The organism is Succiniclasticum sp. (assembly GCF_056977735.1).
The window spans coordinates 6001-12816 of sequence record NZ_DBMCWA010000011.1 but is presented as its reverse complement, the minus strand read 5'-3'; the positions used below and the strand labels follow the sequence as shown (position 1 = coordinate 12816).

The 6816-nt window shown below is 47.2% G+C and carries 3 protein-coding genes; all 3 read right to left on the bottom strand.

Features of this window, described 5'->3' with window-relative positions:
• On the bottom strand, nt 1-1635 hold a 1635-nt coding region (locus tag ACZOWY_RS07250), incomplete at its 3' end, for an ESPR domain-containing protein (protein ID WP_484394626.1).
• 655 nt (nt 1636-2290) lie between these two features.
• On the bottom strand, nt 2291-3517 hold the full coding sequence (locus ACZOWY_RS07245) for an ATP-binding protein (RefSeq protein WP_484394624.1): 1227 nt from the start codon (nt 3515-3517) through the stop codon (nt 2291-2293).
• Between the two features lie 204 nt (nt 3518-3721).
• On the bottom strand, nt 3722-6816 hold a 3095-nt coding region (locus tag ACZOWY_RS07240; RefSeq protein WP_484394622.1), incomplete at its 5' end, for a YadA-like family protein.

The window sequence follows — 6816 nt, the reverse complement described above, 5'->3', positions numbered from 1 at the left end:
GTCCGTGTCGATGGACTTCAGGTCCACCGTCGCAGACTTGTCGTCCGTGTCCGTGATCGTCAGCGTCGTCCCGTTCAGCGTCGCTTTGGATATGTTCGCGTGGGTATCCGTGTCGATCGTGGACAGGTCTACCGTCGCAGACTTGTCATCCGTGTCCGTGATCGTCAGCGTCGTCCCGTTCAGCGTCGCTTTGGATATGTTCGCGTGCGTGTCTTCGTCCTTCAACGTGTAATCTTCACCATTAATGGTTAATGTCGTGAGTGCAGTTTTGCTGTCTCCTTTTACGACTGAACCGGTGGGTAATTTTACACTATTTGTTCCATCAGAAACCGATATGCTTGTATCAGTTCCTCCAGTTCCTCCCTCACTGGTAAAGGTCAGAGAACCATCTATGGCAACAGGTCCGTCAATTCCGTTTCTGTAAAGAGTGTATGTACCGGTAGCGCCAGTTTCACCGCTGCTGGAAATATTCTCCAGCTTTCCTTCTTTCACGTCATTGTGCATTAACGCTTCATCATTCCGTACCAAAGCTTCCATATCCGCTTGATATTGGGCAATTGTATAGTCTTCCAAAGTAGCATTCACATCGGTAGCTTCCGTTGCCCAGAACGTTCTATAGCTGTAAGAAACATCCCTGGTATATCTTTGAACACTATTACCACTGAACCGATAATGTTGACGATCATATGTTACATCGGAATAAAAATGCTCATAAGTGTTATTAGCGGTATTATAAACATAACTGCCAGTGTTGTCAGCAGCGTAATTATAATCTGTTATGCGTGCAGTTTTAAGGATTTCATTATTATACCCGTATACCGATCCTGTATAAACCGTTCCGTCTGATTTAAGAAATACGCCTACTATATCTGTACTTCCTTTTGTCAGGCAGTAAACATTAGAGAAGTCTACTACTTCACCATTATACATATATGTTCCCAAATCAGAATTCCAGGTAACCGGCTTAAATCCGGAATTGATTCCGCCATCAGTTATTGCGCTCAAATCAACCCAACCGTTTTTATACCACTGACTTGCAACTTTTCCATTGTATCCCGGGTCATAGATAATGTATCTGAAAGAATGATTAGCCAAAGTGCTGCCGGAGTTCGTTGCTGCCACAAAAACACCCGGATCCACTGAGTTAATACTTTCATCTAAATTCGTCTTCTTGCCTGTCGAATAGATAATGGAACTGGTAGAATTCATTTCTTCCGACAAATCTTTATGCGGAACAATAACAAAAACACGTCCGTTAGCACTTAAGTCTGTATATTTAGTATAGTTACCGCCAATAACATTATAACCATTTGCAACATAATAAGTATAAGGGTTACCAGAGTCTCCGGTTACATTAATTGTTGTTTGTGTATAACCTCCTGGATTTTTATCATATAGTGCCACATATTGCTTATCCTCAACCGGCGCAAATGTCGGTTCCGGGGCTGCATTTACCGTTGATATTCCAACACCTGTCACCAGTCCCGCAGCAATAACCGCCGTCGTTACCGCCAGTTTCCCAGCTTTAACGATACCGTCGCATTGGGGAGCTTTTGCATTCCGTTTTGCCAACTCACTAGCAACCACGTAGCAGTTTCTTGCTTTAGACCATATAACTCTGTAAATTTTATTCATGTAGATAGTTCCTCCTTGATCTACAAATAGTTAATTAAACACGCAACATTTAAAAGGATGCACTCACCCATTATCTTATATATTATAACCCCCCCCGTTTTGTTCTTGTCAAGTAGACAATTATATACATTTTACACACGATATTTTACTATATTTTTGCCTTCTAATTATAAAAAACCGGGTATATACCCCGGTTTTTTTATAATTGTAGAATACATCTGTACAATATTTTGTATACTTTAATTTATTATTACTTCTGCTTCCAGCCAACTTTACTGACATCCAACTTATTTTGTTTAAAATTCTATTTCAAAAACTGTTTGCGTATGTTTCTCCCTTTACTTCCCTGCGCTTAATAAATCCCCAGCACCTTTAATATTAGCAATGTCTTTTCTGTAACAGGTTTAATGTCCGGATGTATTCCGGCGAACGCAGTGCCATGTAATTTTACCAAAATGGGTGTAAAAACACCCGGTTTTTCTTCGTCATACCGCATGGTTACTTGGTTTTGACCCTACGCACTCATTAATATATGACAGACAGGCGGTTATGCATCAGTAAGGCATAACCGTCAGACAGGCAATTCAATCTGTCTGAGAAGGGGTCATGGGGTTTTACGCCCATTTCTCCCACTTTGTCGTTTGGAATTCACCACCTAAATCAGGTTACTTGGTATCAGACTGTTGTCTGCATCAATGGGAAAGGGCCTGGGAAACATACACACGATCCCTCCGTAGCCCCTCAGCAGTGTTGTCTTTTCGACAACCGAAAACTTCCTGATTTCTTTCTTCTCAGGATTGGCGCTTTTTTTGATCTCCAGCGGATGAATCCTGCCGTTTTCCTCAACAAAAACATCTATCTCCTTTGCCTTATCATCCCGATAAAAGCTGAGCAGGGCTCCGTTTCTGGCATAAGCGTAGTTCTTCACCAGTTCCATGATCACATAGTTTTCGTAGAAGTGACCGCTGGCAGCCCCTTCACGTAACGATTCCGGCGTGAGCCACCGTGTCAGATATGCACAAAGCCCCGTATCGCAGAAATAAAGCTTTGGCGTCTTTACAAGCCGCTGCAGCTCATTATTAGAATACGGTTCCAGGAGATAGAGCACATCCATATCCTGCAATACTGCAAGCCATTTTTTTGCTGTGACCTCAGATATCCCGGCAGCCTCGCCCAGTGTTCGGTAATTGACAAGATTGCCAGTCAGCGCTGCACAAGCCCGGATGAAACGTTTAAAGCCAGCAACATCCTTAATCCCCTCATCATTCACAGCATCGGCAATCAGATAGTTATCAATATACGACTGATAGTAAGTCTGCAGCATCTCATCTGCAGCATTCTGCACATCCGCAAATCCGCCTTTCCAGATGTGCACGAACACATCCGCAATATCATTATCCGGAATGCCGGCCTTTCGATTCAGCAAACATTCCATGGAAAAATCCAATGGAGCTGCATCAAGGATTCCCATTTTTTCGCGTTGGGAAAGCCCATACAGGCGTAAAATTCCAAGCCGCCCTGCCAGCGATTCCTGTGAACGCTCCATAATTTTCCGGCGTTGGGAACCGGTAAGCCAGAAACGGCCCCGTTCCTCACTTTCATCGCACATAATCTTTATATGTTCTAAAAGGTTTGGGGCTTTTTGAATCTCATCTATCAAAATGGGCGGTTTATATGTCTGGAAGAAAAGTCGCGGGTCATGTAATGCAAGCTCCCTGGCAAAATCATCGTCCATCGTCACAATGGTCCGCTCATGTTCTTCCGCCAAATGCCTGAGCATGGTAGACTTTCCGACCTGACGGGCGCCTATCACGAGAACCGCCTTAAAAAAGCGGTCTGCTTCCAAAAATTTTCTTTCCAGCTCGCGATGAATATATTCCATGTCACACCTCCAAAATGGCGGTAATCCAAAGTCCTGTTATATTATACCGCCATTTTCTGTAGAATGCAATGAATTTTGTTGAATCGACATGTTGTTGTATCAGGCCAGAGGGGAAGCAGCGCTGGTTACGTTAGAAGAAATGTATAAGCCATAAAGCAAAACCCGGGTGTAAAAACACCCGGGCTTTTTTGTCATGCCGTATGGTTACTTAGATGCTGCTTTCGCCGGAACCGCTGTTGCAATCTTGCTTCCGTACATGTCACGAGTTGCCTTGTCCATATTGTTCACGCGCACCCGTTCAATCTTGTTGCGGTCGTTGTCCTGTCCGGAAATACGCTGTACATAGATGCGGCCCAGTTCCGCTTCAAATTCTTTGGCTGCTCTTTCATTCAGTTTGATACCGTTCTGGAGAGCCCTGTCAAGCATCGCCGCGAATTCATAGCGGGTCATCGCACGGTCACCCTTGAACAGTCCGTCCGGGTAGCCTTCCAGCGCGCCCTGTCTCTGCAGGTCAGCCACATACTCATATGCCCAGTGGTTCTCCGGAACATCCGGGAACATGGAAGCATCGCTGATTGCATTTTCAGGCCCTACCAGCTTGTTGACCAGTGCTGTCAGTTTCGCGATCTGTTCATCCTGTTTGGCGATATGGCCTTTCAGTTCCACAATTTCATGCGCCATAGCCGTCCGGGTATTGGAGATCCGGTTTACCCGATCCAGTGCAAAGCTTACGCCGGCATTCACCATGTTCTCGCCGTTGCCGAAGGTTCCGCCCATGGAGAACATCACTCGTTCATCAGGACGATAGAATGCGCCGACTGCCGCTGCATTGGCGCTTCGATAATTGCCAACGCCTGCCGCAAAGGTCAGCTTGGAATCCGGGTCGAAGTCCATCGGGTGCAGGGCCGCCAGGGCTGCCGCACCGGCCAGGCCTTTCTTCATGCGACTATCCAGATTATTAACCTGGTTACTTACATTATTGATTGCGTTGCCGGCATTTTCTGCCAAATCATTCAACTGACTCACATTAACGGCATCGGTATCTGCCTCTCCGTTAGCCACGTTGGTAATCTTCTTGCCTCCGGCGTCAACTCCGTCCTTCGTCACGGAAGGTCCGCCAGCAATTGTCAGCCCCTCACCGTTAAGTGTCGTGTCACCGGCCTGCACTGTCGTGGTTGTTACCTTATCACCCGTTATTGTAGTGCCACCGACCGTAACGGTACCGGCGTCACCATCCATGGTAATATTGTCACCCACCTTGACAGACTTGTTCACCTGGATACTGTCCACATCCTTAATATCTTTCGCCAACTTGATGTTCAGGGTGCTGCCGTCAGCTTCCACGCCGATGTTTCCATCGCTGAGGTCGCCTGTTGCTCCGCCCTTCAGGTTCAGGGTATCGCCCAGCTTAATCTTGTCGCTGGTTCCCGTATCACCTGCAAAAGTCAGGCCTTCATTTTCGGCTTTGTCCAGAGCAGCTTTTGTTTTGTCGCTCAGGTCGACTTCATAATCTGTAATGTTTGTATCTTTATCTTTTGCTCCCTTCGTTACTTTGACCGCATCCGAGCCAGCACTGACAGAAGCTCCGTCCGCGTTGACAGTATAGATGCTCTGACCGTCTTTTCCAGTGCTTTCCTCAACCGAAGCAATGTTGGTACCGCCTTCCACTTCTGTCTTCGAAGCAGATGTAGCCTGTTTCAGCTGGCTCAGGTTCACAGCGTCCGAATCTTCCGTGCCGTCTGCCACGTTGGTAATCTTCTTGCTTCCGGCGTCAATGCCGTCTTTTGTAACGGACGGACCGTCTACAATGGTGAGACCGTCGTTGCCGATGGTGGTATCGCCTACGGTGACTTTGTTAGTCGTTACACCGCTGTTATCAATGGTGGTGTCACCCACAGTCACATTATTTGTAGTTACGCCACTATCATTAATGGTAGTATTGCCAGCCTTAACTTCTTTGGTGGTTACCGAGCTGTCGGTAATCTCCGTATCGCCCATGGTGATCTTCTTGTCTTCGATGACCGTGTCGCCTACGGTGACCTTGTTGGCCGTTACACCGTCGGTGTTGATGACCGTATCGCCTGCAGTGACGCTGTCAACATTCAGGTCTTTGGACAGGACTACGTTCAGTTTATCATTTTCTCCTTTTACAGTGATATTTTCGCCGTCACCTACAACCTGAAGTACTTCGTTGTTGCCTCGCTCCAGAGTAGTATCCGTATTTTCACCCTGGAACTTCAGTTTCACGGAATCTACGGCGTCTTTCGTAGCTGCATCATACAGATCCTGCAACTGTTCTTCTGTTGCTGCCCGGCCAGCATCATAGACACCGTCCTTGCTCCAGGTAGTGTTGGTCAGGCCCGTCACTTCGCCTTTCGTCCCGTCAATGGTCACGGTGTGTACGTCGGTCCCATTGCCAATCTTCACTACATTGGCCAGATCAATGTTGCCTTCACGCAACGTCAGGTTCTCTGCCAGCTTTGCTTTGGCAGTATAAGTGCTCTTATCTTCACTTTGTGTTACTTCAATACCACCTTCGCCTTTCACCGTAACGGCATCACGGGCAATGTTGGTGATAACGGTCTCGCCCTCTTCAGTAATGTTGCTCAGGTCTTCATTAGCCAGACCGGTCACACCTACTTTGACAGTGCGAGTGGTGTCGTCTGCAGTTACCGTTACGTGCTCATCCGCTCCTGCAAAGGTCAGGTCTTTGTGTTGCGGGTTCACGTTGATCGTGCTTCCCCCAGCCTTTGCATTCCAGCCGGCGTCTAAGTCTTCACGGTTCTTGGTGATATTGGCAGTGTTGGTGCTGATATTTTCCGTATTGATGTCCTGCTGGGTCTTGCTTGCCACGTCCTCAATCATCACTTCGACGGGATCCGCATCCTCGTTCATGGCGTCTTTCACCTTCAGGGTAACAATGCCTTCACTGTCTGCTTTGTATTTGCCGTCATCTGCCGGTACCAGCCGATAATCGGAAGCCCCCAGGTCGCTCAGGCTGATGGTTTCTGTCACACCGTCGTTACGGCTGAACGTTACCGTGTTTCCTTCTTTGGTCACCGTGGTATACGTGTTCTTCAATGCGATTGCCGGGATATCGTTCCCGTCTTCATCCGTCAGTTTCAGACTTACCGCATCACTCTTTTCCGTTGCTTCCGTTGCGGTTCCACCTGTTACCTTGTTATGGGTAGCATTAATCTTCACTACGCCGTCCGCTGCTACTTCTGCCGTCGTGTTTGTACCGTCCGTAAAGTTCAGACCGTCAGACAGTTTCACACTCTGCGCATTGGAACCGTTAG